This is a genomic window from Hydrogenophaga sp. T66 (assembly GCF_057219855.1).
Genome location: NZ_JBXVVX010000006.1, coordinates 17,513 through 32,693, shown reverse-complemented (window position 1 = coordinate 32,693; position 15,181 = coordinate 17,513). Strand labels below are relative to the sequence as shown.

The window sequence follows — 15,181 nt, the reverse complement described above, 5'->3', positions numbered from 1 at the left end:
CGGTATCGGTTTGTGACCGCGCTGAAGCGCGTCCATCGAGGCCGCGTCCGAGTCCATCGTCGGGTGACGCGACCGCAGCGCACAACGCCGCCACAATCGCGTCATGACCCAACTGACCACGTGTGTGTTGTTCACCGACGCCGACGGTGTGGCGCGCTTTCGCGACGAACCCGTTGCCCTGGACCAAGGCACGCCTCAGGCGCGCCTCTCCGCTGCGCAGGCGGCCCAAAGTCTGGTGTGGCGCGAGAGCCCGGTGGGGTTTCGCAGCGACTTCCATTGCACGACCACGCCGCAATGGCTGTTCGTGCTGCGGGGCGTGATGGAGATTGGGCTGCGGGACGGCAGCAGCCGCCGTTTCGGACCGGGCGAGGGCTTCTTCTCGGCCGATACCGTGCCGGCTGGCGAAGAGTTTGATCCCACCCGCCACGGCCATTGCAGCCGGCAGGTGGGTGATGAGCCGTTGGTGACGGTGTTCGTTCGCGTTTGAACGTCACCGTCGGCGGGGCAGGGCGCCCCGCCGGTCAGATGCGACCGTAATTGGTGCGCAGCGGGTCCACGCCACCGCCACCGCCGCCTGCCCCGCCGCCGCCACCGCGCGGGCCTTTTTTCTTGTGGCGGTTGCCGGTGCGCATGGCGTCGATGCCGGTGCGCAGCGGATCGGGCTGGCCGCCGCTCATGGCCGGACGCGGTTTCGGATCGCGGATGCGCAGGCTGCCGAGGTGGGCGTTCGGCCCGGGCTGGCGCTCGTGGCCTTCACCGTCGAAACGTTCGCCGCGGTCGGCGCGTTCCGGGCGGTCACCACCGCGCGGGCCGGGACGGTCCTGCCGCGGCGGACGCTGGCGCTGCGGACCCTGGCCCGGTTGGCCGCCAGGCGCGCCGTGGCGGGCCTGCGTCGGCTGACCGCGACGGCCCTCGCCCGGCTGGGCAGCACCCACGCCCTGGCCGCCGCGGCGCTCGCCGCCTTCGCCCGCCTTGCGTTCGCGCATGCGCTGCATCATGTCCTGACGCGCGGCCTTGGCCGCGGCCGCCATGACCTCGCGGCTCGGCGGCTTGCCCGCGCCACCCCAGATGGTCTGGCGACCCATGGCGATCGGTTCGGCTTTCTCGCCCGGCTCCGGCATGAACTCGGGAAAGATCTGCACGGCGATCTGCTGCTTGGTGAAGCGCTCGATCTCCATCATGAAGCCTTCTTCGTCCAGGCTCACGAGGTTCACCGCCTGCCCTTCGCGCCCGGCGCGGCCGGTGCGGCCGATGCGGTGGACGTAGTCTTCGCACACGTTGGGGATCTCATAGTTCACCACGTGCGGCAGATCGTCGATGTCGATGCCGCGGGCGGCGATGTCGGTGGCCACCAGCGCGCGGATGTCGCCGCTCTTGAAGCCGGCCAGCGCCTGGGTGCGCGCGCCCTGGCTCTTGTTGCCGTGCAGCGCCATGGCCGTGATGCCGTTCTTGTTCAGGTAGTCGGCCACGTTGTTGGCACCGAACTTGGTGCGGGTGAACACCAGCACCTGGCTCCAGTTGTGCTGCTGGATGATGTGCACCAGCAAGGCTTTTTTCTTGCCGCGGCCCACCGGGTGGATCACCTGGGTGATGCGCTGCACGGTGGTGTTGCGCGGGGTGACCTGAATGTGCTGCGGGTCGCGCAGCAAGCCGCTGGCGAGGTCGCGGATCTCGTCGCTGAAGGTCGCGGAGAACAGCAGGCTCTGCTTGCTGTGCGGCAGCAGCGCGAGGACCTTCTTCACGTCGTGGATGAAGCCCATGTCGAGCATGCGGTCGGCTTCGTCGAGCACCAGCACCTCCACCGTGGACAGGTCGAGAAAGCCCTGGCCCTGCAGGTCGAGCAGGCGGCCTGGCGTGGCCACCAGGATGTCCACGCCGCGCTTCATGGCCTGGATCTGCGGGTTCATGCCCACGCCGCCGAACACGACGGTGGAGGTCAGGCTCAGGTGCTGGCCGTAGACGCGCACCGATTCCTCGACCTGGGCGGCGAGTTCGCGGGTGGGCGTCAGCACAAGCGCGCGGATGCCGATGCCGCCGAAGCGGCTGGCCGGACGCTGGCCTTGCGAGAGGCGGTGCAGCAGGGGCAGGGTGAACGCGGCGGTTTTGCCGGTGCCGGTCTGGGCGCCGGCCAGCAGGTCGCGGCCGGCCAGGACGGCGGGAATCGCCTCGGCCTGAATGGGGGTGGGTTGGGTATAGCCTTGCTCGCGCACGGCTTGCACGATGGCCGGGGCCAGGTTCAGTTCGTCAAAGGTCATGTGAGTGGCGCCCGTCCAGGGCGCTGGGACAGCGGTCGTTCCGGGGCGCCTTCGGGGCGCCGGGCCGGTCAGTCGGGACCGCTGGATTGGGGGATCGGGCGACGCCGTTCCGGGGAACCCGGTAGACACACACCCCCAGCCAAGTGCTGGTGTCGGGCCAACTGAGGTGCACCGACAGGCCGTATTGTGGCATGCCCCGATAATTCGCGGGTTCGGGCCACTCTTCGGCCCCCGTTTTCTCCCCTCGGAACCCCATGGCCCAATACGTTTACACCATGAACCGGGTCGGCAAGATCGTGCCGCCCAAACGCCAGATCCTCAAGGACATCTCCCTGTCCTTCTTCCCCGGCGCCAAGATCGGCGTGCTCGGTCTCAACGGTTCGGGCAAGTCGACCCTGCTGAAGATCATGGCCGGCATCGACAAGGAGATCGAGGGCGAAGCCATCCCGATGCCGGGCATCCGCATCGGCTACCTGCCGCAGGAGCCGCAGCTCGATCCCGAAAAGACGGTGCGCGAGACGGTGGAAGACAGCATGGGCGAGGTGCGGGCCGCCCAGAAGCGCCTGGAAGAGGTGTACGCCGCGTACGCGGAGCCGGACGCCGATTTCGACGCGCTGGCTGCCGAGCAGGCCAAACTGGAAGCCATCATCGCCACCGCCGGCACCGACTCCGAGCACCAGATCGAGATCGCCGCCGACGCCCTTCGTCTGCCGCCGTGGGACGCCAAGATCGGCGTGCTGTCCGGTGGCGAGAAGCGCCGTGTGGCGCTGTGCTGCCTGCTGCTGTCCAAGCCCGACATGCTGCTGCTCGACGAGCCGACCAACCACCTGGACGCCGAATCGGTGGACTGGCTGGAGGTGTTCCTGCAGCGCTTCTCCGGCACCGTGGTGGCCATCACCCACGACCGCTACTTCCTGGACAACGCCGCCGAGTGGATTCTTGAACTCGACCGCGGCCACGGCATCCCCTACAAGGGCAACTACTCCAGCTGGCTGGAACAGAAAGAGGCCCGCCTGGCGCAGGAACAGCGCACCGAGGACGCGCGCCGCAAGGCCATGAAGAAGGAGCTGGAGTGGGTGCGGCAGAACCCCAAGGGACGCCAGGCCAAGAGCAAGGCCCGACTGGCCCGCTTCGAGGAGTTGAGCGACGTCGAGTACCAGAAGCGCAACGAGACGAACGAAATCTTCATCCCGGTGGCTGAGCGCCTGGGCAACGAAGTGATCGAGTTCAAGGGCGTGAGCAAGAGCTACGGCGACCGTCTGCTCATCGACAACCTGAGCTTCAGCGTGCCCGCGGGCGCCATCGTGGGCATCATCGGTCCCAACGGCGCCGGCAAGTCCACGCTGTTCCGCATGATCACCGGCAAAGAGCAGCCCGACAGCGGCACCATCAAGATCGGCCAGACCGTGAAGGTGGCCGCGGTGGACCAGAGCCGCGACGGCCTCGCCGGCGACAAGACGGTCTGGGAAGACATCTCTGGCGGCCTGGACATGATCACGGTGGGCAAGTTCCAGATGGCCAGCCGAGCCTACTGCGGCCGCTTCAACTTCTCCGGCGGCGACCAGCAGAAGCTGGTGAAAAACCTCTCCGGTGGCGAGCGTGGCCGGCTGCACCTGGCCAAGATGCTCAGCGAGGGCGGCAACGTCCTGCTGCTGGACGAACCCTCCAACGACCTCGACGTGGAAACCCTGCGCGCGCTGGAAGAGGCGCTGCTGGAGTTCGCCGGTTCCGCGCTGGTGGTGAGCCACGACCGCTGGTTCCTCGACCGTATCTGCACGCACATCCTCGCGGCCGAAGGCGACAGCCAGTGGACCTTCTTCAACGGCAACTACCAGGAGTACGAAGCCGACAAGAAGGCGCGGTTGGGCGAGGAGGGCGCCGCCCCGAAGCGCACCCGCTTCAAGAGCCTGGCCTGATGAGCGACGAGGAGGTCATCGCGAGCACCCGCACCTGGGTGGAGAAGGCCGTGATTGGCCTGAACCTCTGCCCGTTTGCGCGGGCGGTGTGGGTGCGTGACCAGGTCCGCATCGTGGTGAGTCGCGCCCGCCACATCGACGGCTTTCTCGATGACCTGGACCGCGAGCTGGACTTGCTGGCGAGCACCCCGGCCGAGGAGGTGGACACCACCTTGCTCGTGCACCCTGGCCTGTTTCCGGATTTCCTGGCGTTCAACGATTTCCTGGATGTGGCCGACGAGGTGGTGGCCGAGCACGACCTGGAGGGGGTGATCCAGATCGCGCCCTTTCACCCGGATTTCCAGTTTGAGGGCACGGCGGCCGACGACGTGACCAACTGCACCAACCGGTCCCCGTTTCCCACGCTGCATCTGCTGCGGGAAGACAGCGTCGCGCGCGCCATTGCCAGCCCGGGCGGTGACGCTGACGCGATCGTGGAACGCAACCAGCAGACCCTGCGTGATCTGGGTCACGACGGCTGGCAACGTCTGCTGCGGTCCTGAGAACTGAAGTCCTTTTCAGGACTTATTTCCTCGGTTACTCCGTGGGGTAACCAACACAATCGTCACCAACGTCCCCCCATTGGGGGTCAGCCGCGACGATTGTGAACACCAATGCCCTCTCCCATTCCGCGTTTGACGCCTGCCTGTCCGAGGCCCTGAGCCAGACCCGGCAGTGGCTGCCGCGCTGGCTCGACCACGTGGGCATGGCGCTGCGCGAGCGCGAGCAGGGCGCGGGCAGTGCCGTGGAGCGGCAGGCATTCATTCAGGCGCGCCTGCAGCTCGACCGGCAGCGAGAGGGTTTGCAGCAACGCTATGTGCTCACGCTGTCCGAGTCGGTGCAGGCCGCGCTCGCCTCGGTGGCGCCCAAGGGCGGCGCGCGGGCGGCGGTGAAGTTTGACGAGCTCGAGCTGATGGGGGACGACCAGGTGCAGGAGGCGGTGGAGATCGCCCGGCTGCAGCAGGTGGTTGCGATGGCGCTGGAAGACCAGCAAACCAGCCTCACCTCGCTGCTCTGCGGCGCCCTGGGGCTGTCCACCGTGTCGGCCGACGCCAACCCGTTGCGCGGCGAGACCTTCGTGCAGGCGCTCATGGCCACGATCAAGGGCCTCGGGGTGGAGCCGTCGGTGCGCGCCCGCTGGCTGCAGGCCGGCGCCTCGGCCTTGGGCAAGGAGCTCGCTGGCCTGTTTGCCCATCTGGTGCGCTTCATGAACGAACAGGGCGTACGCCCCGCGGCGCTGCGTGTGACGCAGACCGGCGGCTCGTCGGGCCGTACCCGACTCGGCGAGAGCGACACGCGCACGATGGAGGCGACCGAGTCGCTGCTCACGCTGGACCACCTCCATCAGTTACTGGTGGGCAACCTCGAGTCCGCCGGCAACGGTCAGGGCGGTGACGGCATGGTGCGGAGTCTGGCCACGGAAGTGGTCACGCTGATGCTGGAGAACATCGCCTCCGATGAGCGATTGCTGCGCCCGGTGCGCGACATGATTCTCGGCATGAAGCCGGCCTTGTTGGACGTGGCTCGGGCCGACCCGCGCTTCTTCGCCGACCGCCACAACCCTGCACGTCGGCTGCTCGACGCCATCACCGAGCGCAGCCTGGCTTACACGGGCGAAACCGACGAGGGCTACGCCGCTTTCGCCACCGAACTGCGCGGCATCCAGCGTTACCTGCTGGCCGAGGGCGACGACCGGCCCGCGCGCTTCCCCGACCTGCTGGGCCGCATCCACCGCTTTCAGCACGAGGCGCTCGAACCCGGGCAGTTGCAGGCCCGCGGCCTGGCCGTGCACACGCTGGTCCGCGTGGAGCAGCGGCAGTTGCTGGCCGAGCGCGTGGTGGAGGAGTTCCGCGCGCGCCCCGACTACGCGAAGGCGCCCGGTGTGGTCCGGCGCTTTCTCACCGGGCCATGGGCGCTGGTGGTCGCCGAGGCCCGGCTCACCGACAGCGCTGACGCCGCGGCCACACTGGCCCCCAACGCCAAGTCGCTTCGCTACACCGACATCCTGGGCGACCTGCTCTGGTCGTGTCAGCTGGCGCAGGCCAGCCTGAACCGTCCCCGTCTGGTGAAGATCATCCCGGGGCTCTTGCGCACGCTGCGCGAGGGCCTGGACGACATCGACTACCCGCGCGAGCGGGCGGAGGCCTTCTTTCAGGCGCTGATGGGTCTGCATGAAGCCGCCTACCGCACGCAGCGGCCGACGGCGGCAGCGCCGGCCGACGACGTCGGCAGCCGCCAGAACCCGGAGGACGCCGAGTTGTGGATGCAGGGCGAGGAGGCGCGCGCTGCCGGCTTCGTGCCCAGCGCGGCGATGGCCGTTCCCACCGCGTTTCAGGAAACCCGCCCGATGCTGCGCGAGTGGGCCGAGCCGCCCCAGGCTCAGCGCGCCACCACCGCCGCGGATCTGCGCGTGGGCGCCTGGTTCGACATGTGGCGCGAGGGGCTGACGTTGCGCTGCCAGCTCACCTGGGCCAGCCCACACGGCACGCTGTTCCTGTTCAACACCGCGGACGGCCGCTCGCTGTCGATGACGCTGCGTGGTCTGACGCGTCTGATGGACGACGACAAGCTGCGCGTGATTGCCGACCACAGCGTGGTCGACGAAGCGCTGGACGCCGTGGCCGAGCAGGCGCTGGTGAACTCGGGCAAGGCCTGAGTCCAGTCACCCCCCTGCGGCCACCGCTGGCGCGGCATCGGGGGCCTGGGCGCCACGCCGCTGCAGTCGCTGGCGCACGAGCTGGATGTTGCCGCGCAGCGCGTACAGCTCGTCGGTGTAGCTCAGCGGCACCACCACCTTTTCCACTTTCGCGTCGAGCGCGTCGAGCCGTTCGATCAGTTCGCCAGCGTCCCGTCCGGGCTCCTCGCCCAGGTGTTCGATCTCCCGCAGTTCGGCGTACCACCGAAACACGCGTGAGCGGATGCGGAAGGTGTAGAGCGGCGGCACCACGCGCGACAGCGGCAGCGCGAGTGCCAGCACGAGGCCCAGCGCCAGCCACATGCGCTCGATCAGGTTGGCCAGCCAGAAGGGCAGATGCCGCTGCAGGAAGGGCACGCCCCCGGTGAAGGCGCGGCGCGCTTCGTCGGCGACCGGCAGTTCGGCGTGCTGCAGGTTGGGGTACTCGCGCGAGCGGCTGAACCAGCCTGCGCCACCGTGCAGCGTCACCGCGGTCTGCGCGAACAATTGCAGGACCGCGGGGTGGGTGTCGGCCTGGGCGATCAGCCCCGTGGTGGGGGCCACCAGCCGTGTGCTGCGCGCGGGGATGTTGCGCGCGAGATCCACCACGCCCTGGGGCAGCACCACCGGCGTGAGGTAGGCGAAACGTCGGCTGTAGGCCTCGCTTTGCGGGAAGTCGAGCAGCTTGACGCCCGGGCTCTGCAACAGCATCTGCACGATCAGCGACTCGGGCGCGGAGGCGAAGACCAGCGCGTCGATCTCGCCATTGAGGAAAGCGACGGTGGCCGGCGTCTGGTCAAGCTGGCTCAGGCGCAGGTCGCGCGGGCTCAGCCGGTTGGCGTCGAGCAGGGTGTCGAACAGGCGCGGCACGCCGCTGCCCGCGGTGCCCACGTTGACCCGCCAGCCGCGCAGGTCGGCCAGGGTGTTGACCGTGCCGCTGCGGTGCTGCTCGCGGGCGCGTGCTTCGCGGTAGAACAGCCACAGCGGCTCGACAAACAGGCTCCCGAGCGAGGTCAGCCGCTCCGCGTCGTCGGCCACGATGCCGCCACTGCCGCCCTGCACGAAGCCCAGATCGACCGCGCCATCGCGCAGCAGGCTCAGGTTTTCCGACGATCCCTCGGTGGTCCGCAACTCGACCTCGATGCCCTGCACCTTGAGTGCCTCGGCGTAGCGCTGGCCGAAGGCTTCGTAGGCGCTCTGGGCGGGCCCGGTGGCCAGCACCACGCGCGCCGGCGGCGTCGGCTTGAGCCACCAGTAGGTCAGCACGAGGGCCGCCACGGTGATCAGCACCAGCGGGCTGCCGGAAAGCAGCATCTCGCGCAGCGAGATGAGCGTGTAACGCAGGGTCTTGGGCATGCCGGCACGTTAGCACGCGGCCTGTCTGCCCACCAGACGCCAAGGGCCGGTCGCGTTGCCGCGCCGGCCCGGATGCGGGTGCCGGATCGAACGGACCGGACTCAGGCCGGCTGCAGGCTGCCGCGCCGCTCCAGCCGGAAGATGCGAACCGCCTCGTGCATCACCTGCGCCTGCGCCTGCAGTGAGCTGGCGGCGGCGGCGAGCTCCTCGACCATGGCCGAGTTCTGCTGCGTCACCGAGTCGAGCTGGCCGACCGCCTGGTTGATCTGGGCGATGCCCATGCTCTGTTCCTGGGTCGCGCCGGTGATGTCGCCGATCAGCGCGTTGACCTGTTGCACGGCGGTCACCACGTTGCCCATGGTCTGACCGGCGTTGTGCACCAGGGTGCTGCCCTCGGCGACCTTGCTGGACGATTCATCGATCAGCACCTTGATTTCCTTGGCCGCGGCCAGCGTGCGCTGCGCGAGGTTGCGCACCTCGCCGGCCACCACCGCGAAGCCCCGACCCTGCTCACCGGCGCGGGCGGCTTCCACCGCGGCGTTGAGCGCCAGGATGTTGGTCTGGAAGGAAATGCCGTCGATCACCTGGATGATCTCGCCGATGCGCGCCGAGCTGCGGCTGATGTCGTCCATGGTGTGCACCACACGGCCCATGGCCTCGTTGCCCTGGCGGGCCACGGTGGCCGCCCGTTCGCTCAGCTGCGCGGCCTCGCGGGAGGTGTTGGCGCTTTGCTGCACGGTGCTCGTGAGCTGTTCCATGCTGGCCGCGGTTTCTTCCAGGCTGCTGGCCTGGGCTTCGGTGCGGGAGGAGAGATCCTGGTTGCCGCTGGCGATCTGGTTGCTGGCCACCTGCACACCTTCAACCTCGTGGCGCACGTCCGACACCACCGCCTGCAGGTTCACGTTGAGCTGGTTGAGCGCCTTGTTGAGCTCGCCGAACTCACCCGAGCCGGTGCTCTTGAGTCGCGCCGACAGGTCACCGGCGGCCATCTGGTTGGCGAAGGTGATGGCCTGCTCCAGGGGGGCGACCGCCTGGCGGCGCAGCCAGGCCGAGGCTGCCAGGGACAGCACCACCAGCGCGGCCCCAGCCACACCATGGCCGACCCAGCCTTGACCGGCGGCCAGTTCGCCGATGCCCACGCCGGCCAGGGCCACGCCCAGCGTGGTCAGCGCGATCTGGCGGCCCACCGTCATCCGCAGCCCGCGCTGGAGCGAGCCGACCAGGCCGGTGCGGACCACGCGCCCGCGGTGCAACGCGATGCTGATCTGGCCGGTTTCCCGCTCCTGTCGCATGCGGGCGTACAGGGCCTCGGCGGACTGCACCTGTTCGCGCGTCGGCTTCGTGCGCACGGACATGTAGCCCACGGCGGCGCCGTTTTCCATGATGGGCGTGGCGTTGGCCACCACCCAGTAGTGGTCACCGTTTTTCCGGCGGTTCTTGACCAGGGCCGACCACGGCGAACCGCTCTTGAGCGTCTCCCACATGTCGCGGAAGGCCTCGGGCGGCATGTCGGGGTGCCGCACCAGGTTGTGTGGCTGACCCAGCAGCTCGTCGCGGTCGTAGCCGCTCACCGCAATGAAGGCCGGGTTGCAATAGGTGATGTGGCTTTGCAGGTCGGTCGTCGAGACGAGCGTCACGCCGTCGGGGATCACGTATTCGCGCTGGGTGACGGGCAGGTTGGTGCGCATCGGGTTCTCCTGGTGGGCAGCCCCCGTGGGGCTTCCTTGCAGTATCGGCATTGCCCATGCGCGCTAAAGGGGAAATGTGGCAGGGAAACACCCACCTCATGCTGTCACCAAAGCTTGACGCAGATCAAAACCCGGCGGGCGACGGGGTCGTCCGTCACCCGCCGGCGGTGCGTCAGCGTGCGGCCTCGATGTGGGTCACGGTGTAGGCGCCATTGACCTTGTCGGCGGTGAAACGCACGGCGTCGCCGGGCTTCAGGCCCTCAAGCTGCGCCTTGTCCCGGACCTGGAACACCATGGTCATGGGGGGCATGTCCAGCGACCGGATCTCGCCGTGCTTGAGCGTGATCTTGCCCGCGGCGGGATCGATGCGGCGGACCTCGGCGCTGGCCAGGTCTTGCGGGGCGGGCGTTTGCGCGGCGCTGGTGCCGAATTGCAGGGCCAGCAGGAGCGCCCCCCAAAGTTGTGGTCGGGTCATCATGGGCGGTGCTCCGTTCAGGTGCGGAAATAGGAGGCGTAGACGCGCGACGTGCCGTCGCGCATCACCAGCAGCACGTCGTACGGATCGCGGCGGTTGCCGTACACCTCGCCGTCCATGCCCGGGCTGCCCACCGGCATGCCCGGGACCGCCAGCCCCAGGGCGTTGGGTCGTTCGGTGATCAGGCGGCGGATCTCCCGCGCGTTGACGTGGCCTTCGATCACGTAGCCGGCGATCAGGCCGGTGTGGCAGGAGCCGTACTTCGCCGGCAGGCCCAGCCGCTGACGGATGGCGGTGTTGCCCACGTCGTTGACCTGCACGGTGAAACCGTCGGCACGCAGGTATTCCACCCAGTCGCCGCAGCAACCGCAGTTGGGGTCTTTCCACACCTGCAGCGGCGGCAGCGCGCCGGGGCGCAGGGGCGACTGGGCGAAGGCCGGCGCGAGCGCGGCGCTGCCCAGCAGGGCGGTGGCGGAGGTGGTGGCCAGTCCGGCCAGCCAGTGGCGTCGTTGCATCATGGTGTTGATCCTCGGCGGGGGGTGACGCGCAGCGTGCCGCGCATGCCAGCCTCGAAATGGCCGGCGATCAGGCAGGCGAACTCAAAGTCGCCAGCCCGGTTGAAGGTCCACACGATGTCCCCGGTCTTGCCGGGCTCGACGTGGGCCATGTAGGGCTCGTCGTGCTCCATGCCGGGGTGCTTTTTCATGAGTTCGGCGTGGGCGACGAGTTCCTCGCGGGTGCCGATCACGATCTCGTGCATCACGCCGCCGGCATTCACCGCGCGCAGCCGCAGGGTCTCGCCCTGCGCCACCTCGATGTGGTTCGGCGTGAGCTTCATGTCGTCGGTCATGCGGACCGTGATGGTGCGGCGCACCGCGGCGCTGTCGCCGGCAATGCCCCAGGGCTTCTGCTCTTTCACGACCGGTCCGCTGCCGTGCGGCTTGGCGCCGTGGGCGTGGGCGGGGCGGGCGGTCCAGGCGGTGATCCCGGGGACCAGGGTGAGCGCGGTGAGCGCTGGCAGGGCGAGCAGCGCGTGTCGTCGTGGGGGATGTCGCTGATTCAGCATCGGGGTCTCCTCGGGTCAGTGCTGGTGTCCGCCGGCTGCCGGCTTGGTGGCGCTGCCGGCCGGCGTGGGCGGTGATCCGGATGGGGTGGCGGGCGCGGGCGCCCGGGTCGTGGGCGGGGCGTTGCCCACCTCCACCGGGCGGGCCTGTGTACCGGGTGGCATGGCGTAGTCGCCGGGGTCGCGGTAGTCGTTGGCGCCCAGGCCGGCCCGCACCTTGAGCGTGGTGAACATGCCGCCCATCTCGATCGGGCCGTAGGGGCCGGTGCCGGTCATCATCGGGAAGGTGTTGCGGGGCAGCTCCATCTGCATCTCGCCCATGTCGGCCATGCCGCGCTCACCCATGACCATGTAGTCCGGGTTGGCGCGCATCAGGGGCCGCACCAGCCCGCTGTGGTCCACCCCGATCATGGTGGGCACGCCGTGGCCCATCGCGCCCATGGTGTGGTGGCTCTTGTGGCAATGCATGGCCCAGTCGCCGGGTTCATCGGCGATGAATTCGAGCTGGCGCATCTGCCCCACGGCGATGTCGGTCGTCACTTCCGGCCAGCGCGCGGTGGCCGGTACCGGGCCACCGTCGGTGCCGGTGACCTCGAATTCGATGCCGTGGATGTGGATCGGGTGGTTGGTCATGGTGAGGTTGCCCACGCGCACCCGCACGCGGTCGCCCAGCCGGGCCACCAGCGGGCTGATGCCAGGGAAGACGCGGCTGTTCCACGCCCAGATGTTGAAGTCCAGCATCGTGTTGACCTGCGGCGTCATGGCGCCGGGCTTGATGTCGAACGCGTTGAGCAGGAAGGCGTAGTCGCGCTGCACGTTGGCGATGTGGGGGTGGCGGGCGCGCGGGTGGGTGATCCACAGGCCCATCATGCCCATCGCCATCTGCACCATCTCGTCGGCGTGCGGGTGGTACATGAAGGTGCCCGGGCGCTTGGCAGTGAACTCGTAGACAAAGGTCTTGCCGGCCGGGATCTGCGGCTGGTTGAGACCGCCCACGCCATCCATGCCATTGGGCAGCCGCTGGCCGTGCCAGTGGATCGTGGTGTGTTCGGGCAGGCGGTTGGTGACGAAGATCCGCACCCGGTCGCCTTCGACCACCTCGATGGTGGGCCCCGGGCTCTGGCCGTTGTAGCCCCACATGTTCACGAAGAAGCCGGGCGCCATTTCGCGCACCACCGGCTCGGCCACCAGGTGGAACTCCTTGACGCCGTTGTTCAGGCGCCAGGGCAGGGTCCAGCCGTTGAGCGTGACGACGGGCTGGTAGGGCCGGCCGGCGCCCGTGACGCCGGGTGGCGTCCAGGGAGCCGCGGTGTCGGCGCTGGTCTGTTGGGGCGCTTCGGGCAGCGCGGCCAGCGCCACGCGGCTCACGCCGGCGGCAGCCACGGCCGTGGCGGCGCCCGCGAGCCAGCGGCGCCGGCTGGGGGTGGAGGGAGCGTTGGATTTCATGTCAGTGCGGGGCGCCGCCGGCCGCGGCCGGGCTGCCCAGGGAAGGGGTGGAGGACACAGAGGGGGCGTCGCTGGCGCCGGCCAGCAGCGCCTGCCAGCGGGCTTCGGCGCGCCAGTAGCGGGAGCGGGCGGCCACCGCCGCGTCCAGCGCCGCCAGCCGCTCGCGCGCGCTGGCCAACAGGTCCCAGGTGCTCTGCAGCATGCCGTTGTAGCGCAGCAGCGTTTCCTGCTCCAGCCGCGTTTGCAGTCGGGTGATGACCTCGTCGTGCAGGCGCGCGGTGGCATGGGCATCGTGCAGTTCGGCCCAGGCTTCGCGCGCCACGCGGCGGCGGTTCAGCGCCTCGTCGCGCAGCTCGACCTCGGCCGCCAGCGTGTGCTGCAGGGCGCGGTCGTTGAGCAGCGTGGTGTCGTCGATCGCGGGCGGCCGTGGGGTCGCCTGGGCCGGGTCACGGGCGGCATCGATGGACGCGTCGATGGCGGCGTCGTGGGCGGTGCGCCACGCCGCCAGACGCGCCGGTGGCAGGCCGCGCCGCTCTTGGGCGAGCGCCTGCCGCTTGAGCGCCAGGTGCGGATCGGCGGCGACCGCGTCGGCGAGGGCCCGCGCGCTGTCGTCTGCGGCGGTGGCCCGCGGGGGCAGTGCGGGCAGCTCCGTCGGGAGTTGTGCGGCCAGGGCTTGCAGGTCCGCCGGTTCCCACAGGCCCAGCCGCGCGCCCAGGTCGGCCACGGCCAGATCGGCGGCGCGGCGCGCCGCGGCGGCGGCGGTCCACGCGCTGGCCTCGGCGAGCTGCTCGCGCTGGTGCTGGGCCTCGCTCCAGTTGCCCGCCAGCACCATGCGACGGCCCAGCTCGGCGCCGGTCCGCTGCGCATCCAGCGAGGCGTCGGCCAGCCGCGCGCGGGCTTGCGCGCTCACGGCCTCCACCCAGGCGCTGGCCACGGCACGCCGGTGGGCGGCCCACGCGGCCTGCACCGCGGCCCGGTCGGCGGCACCCAGGCCGGGGCGCAGCAGGAGGTCGGGGCGGGTGCGCAGCGAGGCACGCAGGGCGTCGGCCGCGCTCAGGGTGCCGCGCGGCGCAGTGCGGTCGGCGCTGGCCGCGGGCTCGGGCGGCTCGGCCTTGAGCAGGTCGATGTGGCCGCGCGGGAAGCGGGCGACCCGCTCGTTGGCGGCGCGCCAGATGGCGCGGGCCTCGGCGAGGTCGGCCGGCACCGCCGGGGCCTCGGCCCGCACGGCGGCGGGCAGGGCACTGGGCTGCCAGGCATCGGGCGTCGCCGGGTCGGCGGCCAGCAGCGCGTCCCCGGGCCGTGGCAGCGTGCCGGGGCTGGCGGTCGGGGCCGCCGCGGCGGGGCCCGTGGACGGCTTGGCGCCGTGGGGGTGATGGTGGTGGTGATGGTGTTGGGCTGGGCGCGGCGGGTCGCCGGGTGTGGCCCAGGCGGTGGCGCACAGCAGGCCGGCGGCCCAGGCCGTGGCCCGAAGCGCACGGGCCCCAGAGATGAATGGCATGAAAAACTCCTGAAAACCGGTCGGGGAAGGCGCCCTGCCGCCGGATCGGGCCGGCGGCGGACGCACCACGGGTGCGGAAGTCAGGCGATGGGCGGCTTGTGGCCAGGGCGCGGGTCGAGGCTGGCGAAACGCTCGGCGCCCGCGGCGCGGGCCGATGGCGCGGCCTGCGGATCGGCGCTGCCGGTCACGGCGCTGGCGAGGGCCGGGCCGTTGCACAGGTCGCAGGCCAGGTGGCTGTGGTGGTCGCTGGGCGTGCTGACGTCGGTCGAGGAACCGTGATCAGCGTGCAATGCCTCGTCCGCCGCCGCCGTCACCGCCGTCTCATGGCAGGACGCGGCCGCGGTCTGGGGCGCGGTGAAAGCGCCCAGCGCCATGGCGTCGCCCACCCAGCCGCGCAAGGGCAGCAGGGCCATCATCAGGACGATCAACCAGAAACGCATAGTTCCAATGATACGAAACCGGGGTACGGTGTTCCCGCGGGGCGCCGAACGGGGCTCAGGCCGCCAGCCGCGCGCGGGCCTTGTCGATCCACAGTTGCAGGCTGTCGAGCAGGTCGCGCTGGCTGAACGAGCAGCTCTCCGCGTCGAACAGCGCGCTGGACTCGAGTCGGTCGAGCAGGGGGTGGAGCACCTCGCCGAACCGGGGCGGCAGCCGCGCGGTGAGGTCGGCGCTGTCGCGCAGGCGGGTGGCGACGGCGTAGGCGCCGGTTTCGCCGCGGCGCAGCGCTTGCAGGGCGGATTCCATGTCGTCGAGGGTGAGGCTCATGGCGGT

General features: G+C 70.2%; 14 protein-coding genes. 4 read left to right on the top strand and 10 right to left on the bottom strand.

The features are described 5' to 3' along the window. The first annotated feature begins 103 nt into the window (after positions 1-103). Positions 104-487, top strand: coding sequence for a cupin domain-containing protein (locus AC2D80_RS15020; RefSeq protein ID WP_484633847.1), 384 nt, complete (start codon positions 104-106; stop codon positions 485-487). Between the two features lie 34 nt (positions 488-521). Here the strand turns inward: AC2D80_RS15020 and AC2D80_RS15015 are convergent, their stop codons facing one another. Next, positions 522-2,255: a DEAD/DEAH box helicase gene (locus tag AC2D80_RS15015; protein WP_484633846.1), complete on the bottom strand. Its 1,734-nt coding sequence runs from the start codon at positions 2,253-2,255 to the stop codon at positions 522-524. 254 nt (positions 2,256-2,509) lie between these two features. Here AC2D80_RS15015 and ettA point away from each other — a divergent pair, with 254 nt between their 5' ends. The 3 genes from ettA to AC2D80_RS15000 all read left to right on the top strand — a co-directional run bounded on the left by ettA (position 2,510) and on the right by AC2D80_RS15000 (position 6,866). Continuing rightward, positions 2,510-4,171, top strand: coding sequence for an energy-dependent translational throttle protein EttA (gene ettA, locus AC2D80_RS15010; RefSeq protein WP_484633845.1), 1,662 nt, complete (start codon positions 2,510-2,512; stop codon positions 4,169-4,171). Next, positions 4,171-4,713, top strand: a complete 543-nt coding sequence (locus AC2D80_RS15005) for a DUF1415 domain-containing protein (RefSeq protein ID WP_484633844.1) — start codon at positions 4,171-4,173, stop codon at positions 4,711-4,713. The genes ettA and AC2D80_RS15005 overlap by 1 nt, the downstream gene beginning before the upstream one ends. A 101-nt stretch (positions 4,714-4,814) precedes the next feature. Continuing rightward, a complete protein-coding gene (locus tag AC2D80_RS15000) occupies positions 4,815-6,866 on the top strand; it encodes a DUF1631 family protein (RefSeq protein WP_484633843.1) in 2,052 nt (683 codons plus the stop codon). Positions 6,867-6,872: 6 nt separating this feature from the next. Here the strand turns inward: AC2D80_RS15000 and AC2D80_RS14995 are convergent, their stop codons facing one another. The 9 genes from AC2D80_RS14995 to AC2D80_RS14955 all read right to left on the bottom strand — a co-directional run bounded on the left by AC2D80_RS14995 (position 6,873) and on the right by AC2D80_RS14955 (position 15,175). Further along, positions 6,873-8,240: a TAXI family TRAP transporter solute-binding subunit gene (locus tag AC2D80_RS14995; RefSeq protein ID WP_484633842.1), complete on the bottom strand. Its 1,368-nt coding sequence runs from the start codon at positions 8,238-8,240 to the stop codon at positions 6,873-6,875. 101 nt (positions 8,241-8,341) lie between these two features. Continuing rightward, positions 8,342-9,928, bottom strand: coding sequence for a methyl-accepting chemotaxis protein (locus AC2D80_RS14990; RefSeq protein ID WP_484633841.1), 1,587 nt, complete (start codon positions 9,926-9,928; stop codon positions 8,342-8,344). 172 nt (positions 9,929-10,100) lie between these two features. Further along, positions 10,101-10,406: a copper-binding protein gene (locus AC2D80_RS14985; protein ID WP_484633840.1), complete on the bottom strand. Its 306-nt coding sequence runs from the start codon at positions 10,404-10,406 to the stop codon at positions 10,101-10,103. Positions 10,407-10,420: 14 nt separating this feature from the next. Then, positions 10,421-10,921: a DUF411 domain-containing protein gene (locus AC2D80_RS14980; protein WP_484633839.1), complete on the bottom strand. Its 501-nt coding sequence runs from the start codon at positions 10,919-10,921 to the stop codon at positions 10,421-10,423. Continuing rightward, positions 10,918-11,469 carry a cupredoxin domain-containing protein gene (locus AC2D80_RS14975; protein ID WP_484633838.1) on the bottom strand — a complete coding sequence of 184 codons (552 nt, stop codon included), beginning with the start codon at positions 11,467-11,469 and terminating at the stop codon, positions 10,918-10,920. Before AC2D80_RS14975 ends, AC2D80_RS14980 begins: the two co-directional genes overlap by 4 nt. Positions 11,470-11,484: 15 nt before the next feature. Next, positions 11,485-12,912 carry a multicopper oxidase family protein gene (locus AC2D80_RS14970; protein WP_484633837.1) on the bottom strand — a complete coding sequence of 476 codons (1,428 nt, stop codon included), beginning with the start codon at positions 12,910-12,912 and terminating at the stop codon, positions 11,485-11,487. A gap of 1 nt (position 12,913) precedes the next feature. Further along, the gene (locus AC2D80_RS14965; RefSeq protein ID WP_484633836.1) at positions 12,914-14,410 is read right to left on the bottom strand and encodes a hypothetical protein; all 1,497 of its coding nucleotides are present in this window, start codon (positions 14,408-14,410) and stop codon (positions 12,914-12,916) included. 80 nt (positions 14,411-14,490) lie between these two features. Further along, positions 14,491-14,850 carry a hypothetical protein gene (locus tag AC2D80_RS14960; protein WP_484633835.1) on the bottom strand — a complete coding sequence of 120 codons (360 nt, stop codon included), beginning with the start codon at positions 14,848-14,850 and terminating at the stop codon, positions 14,491-14,493. 55 nt (positions 14,851-14,905) lie between these two features. After that, positions 14,906-15,175, bottom strand: coding sequence for a hypothetical protein (locus tag AC2D80_RS14955; RefSeq protein WP_484633834.1), 270 nt, complete (start codon positions 15,173-15,175; stop codon positions 14,906-14,908). Positions 15,176-15,181 lie beyond the last annotated feature (6 nt).

What these genes read in the sequence shown, in the direction of transcription:
- AC2D80_RS14990 (WP_484633841.1), bottom strand. Translation starts at nt 9,928, where the DNA reads ATGCGCACCAACCTGCCCGTCACCCAGCGCGAATACGTGATCCCCGAC.
- AC2D80_RS14985 (WP_484633840.1), bottom strand. Translation starts at nt 10,406, where the DNA reads ATGATGACCCGACCACAACTTTGGGGGGCGCTCCTGCTGGCCCTGCAA.
- AC2D80_RS14965 (WP_484633836.1), bottom strand. Translation starts at nt 14,410, where the DNA reads ATGCCATTCATCTCTGGGGCCCGTGCGCTTCGGGCCACGGCCTGGGCC.
- AC2D80_RS14960 (WP_484633835.1), bottom strand. Translation starts at nt 14,850, where the DNA reads ATGCGTTTCTGGTTGATCGTCCTGATGATGGCCCTGCTGCCCTTGCGC.
- AC2D80_RS14970 (WP_484633837.1), bottom strand. Translation starts at nt 12,912, where the DNA reads ATGAAATCCAACGCTCCCTCCACCCCCAGCCGGCGCCGCTGGCTCGCG.
- AC2D80_RS14955 (WP_484633834.1), bottom strand. Translation starts at nt 15,175, where the DNA reads ATGAGCCTCACCCTCGACGACATGGAATCCGCCCTGCAAGCGCTGCGC.
- AC2D80_RS14980 (WP_484633839.1), bottom strand. Translation starts at nt 10,921, where the DNA reads ATGATGCAACGACGCCACTGGCTGGCCGGACTGGCCACCACCTCCGCC.
- AC2D80_RS14975 (WP_484633838.1), bottom strand. Translation starts at nt 11,469, where the DNA reads ATGCTGAATCAGCGACATCCCCCACGACGACACGCGCTGCTCGCCCTG.
- ettA (WP_484633845.1), top strand. Translation starts at nt 2,510, where the DNA reads ATGGCCCAATACGTTTACACCATGAACCGGGTCGGCAAGATCGTGCCG.
- AC2D80_RS14995 (WP_484633842.1), bottom strand. Translation starts at nt 8,240, where the DNA reads ATGCCCAAGACCCTGCGTTACACGCTCATCTCGCTGCGCGAGATGCTG.
- AC2D80_RS15020 (WP_484633847.1), top strand. Translation starts at nt 104, where the DNA reads ATGACCCAACTGACCACGTGTGTGTTGTTCACCGACGCCGACGGTGTG.
- AC2D80_RS15005 (WP_484633844.1), top strand. Translation starts at nt 4,171, where the DNA reads ATGAGCGACGAGGAGGTCATCGCGAGCACCCGCACCTGGGTGGAGAAG.
- AC2D80_RS15015 (WP_484633846.1), bottom strand. Translation starts at nt 2,255, where the DNA reads ATGACCTTTGACGAACTGAACCTGGCCCCGGCCATCGTGCAAGCCGTG.